This window comes from Bacillus sp. ES1-5 (assembly GCF_022487605.1).
GTDB lineage: Bacteria > Bacillota > Bacilli > Bacillales > Bacillaceae_G > Bacillus_A > Bacillus_A wiedmannii.
The window spans coordinates 1-1,798 of the sequence record NZ_JAKVPU010000031.1 but is presented as its reverse complement, the minus strand read 5'-3'; the positions used below and the strand labels follow the sequence as shown (position 1 = coordinate 1,798).

General features: G+C 34.6%; 1 protein-coding gene and 1 pseudogene. One reads left to right on the top strand and one right to left on the bottom strand.

All coding sequences use genetic code 11. The features are described 5' to 3' along the window. A partial coding sequence (locus MKO96_RS29090; RefSeq protein ID WP_240589337.1) for a putative mucin/carbohydrate-binding domain-containing protein occupies positions 1 to 1,672 on the top strand: 1,672 nt, incomplete at its 5' end. Positions 1,673 to 1,721: 49 nt separating this feature from the next. Here the strand turns inward: MKO96_RS29090 and MKO96_RS29085 are convergent. Beyond that, a pseudogene (locus MKO96_RS29085) lies at positions 1,722 to 1,796 on the bottom strand (phosphoribosylformylglycinamidine synthase I); the annotation flags it as partial. Positions 1,797 to 1,798: the final 2 nt, after the last annotated feature.

The following is a 1,798-nucleotide window of genomic DNA, read 5'->3' as shown; positions in this document are numbered from 1 at the left end:
TCAAAAAGTTGAGCTTATATCTGGTAGAAATATAGATCAACACGTTGGCCATGGAACTTCTGTACTTGGGATTGTTTCTGCTGAAGATAATAAGGTTGGTAATATAGGAATTGCACCAAAGGCTAAGGTAAAAGTAGTATCCCAAATAAGAGGTGATGGGTCGTATAATACGGCTGATGCGATAGTAAATGCTGTACATAATTTACAAGCTGGGGATATTTTATTATTAGAGGCACAAGCTTCTTATGATGGATATGGAGATAAATATTTACCTGTTGAAGTACAGCCAGATATCTTTGATGCAATACGAGCTGGAACAGATAAAGGGATTATTATTATAGAAGCTGGCGCAAATGGTTCAAACGACTTGGATAATTTTAAAGATCGTAATGGAAAAAAAATCTTAAATCGAAATAGTCCAGACTTCAAGGATTCAGGTGCTATTATGGTTGGGGCGGGATCATCAACTGTTCCACATAAACGTTTATGGTTTTCAAATTATGGAAGTCGATTAGATGTATATGGATGGGGAGAAAATGTTGATACAACGTCAGCAAATCCAAGTCAAAATACTACAAATTTATATACATCAACATTTAGTGGAACATCAAGTGCTTCACCAATTATTGCTGGGGCAGCAACTTCGATTCAAGGTATTGCTAAAGAACACCGAGGTTCTCCTTATACACCAGCCGAATTAAGAAATATCTTAAGTAATCCAAATACAGGAACAAAATCTCAAGATCCATGGAATGATAGAATAGGTGTTTTACCTGATCTAAAATCTATATTAGATAACTTAGGTTTTAATCCAGATATACCGAACTCTTCTAATATTTTAGAAGGAAACCAGTTTGCATGGTCACTAAAAGGAATTAGTGATTTCGAGTTTGCTAAAGTCAATTTCAATAAGTCGACAGAAGAAATGCAAATCGACTTAAAAGAAGGCATACCGCACCATTATTTTAATGAAACATATGCGAGTATTAAAGTACAAAATGCATCAGGAAAAGTAGTATATAAGAAAGACATTTATGGAAACAAACAACAAAATGCTGAACTGCAAAAAGTTCCAGTCAAAGTAGGAGATTATATTGAGTTAACACATATAGAAGGTGTGCATAGAGCAACTTTTATGAATGTCGATAATAGTAAACAAGAGAGCTTTGGAAAAAAAGCCATATACGAAGTTACAAAGGATGGCCTGAAAACAGTAAATCAAATTGTTAATCCGAAACCAGATACAGAGGCTCCGACACAGCCACAAGAATTATATGCAAGCAACCTTACTTCTAACAGTGTAGAGCTAAAATGGAATCCTTCTACAGATAATGTAAGTGTAAAAGAATATCAGGTATTACGCGATGGACAATTGATTCAAACAGTACAAGGAACAACGTATACTGATCAAAACTTAACAGTTAATAAGGAATATAAATATGCAGTGAAGGCCGTAGATGCAGCTGGAAATACATCAATTCAAAGTAATATTCTCCCAATAAAAACAAAAAATCAAAATGAATCTTATGAAAAATGGGATTCGAAGAAGGCATATAAAAAGGGAGATAAAGTAGAACATCAAGGGAAAGTGTATGAAGCTGTTCAAAACCATCAAGGAAATGGTGACTCGAATTGGATATTCGCTTTAGCATTATGGAAGCCACTTACATAGGAGACTGATATATATTGAAACTATGCTCAAATGTTTATGGTAATTATGGATCTACTTCTTCACCAAGCTCATCTTTAATTGCATGGAACATATCGACATCACAGTTCGAACCTGGGAATACTATGA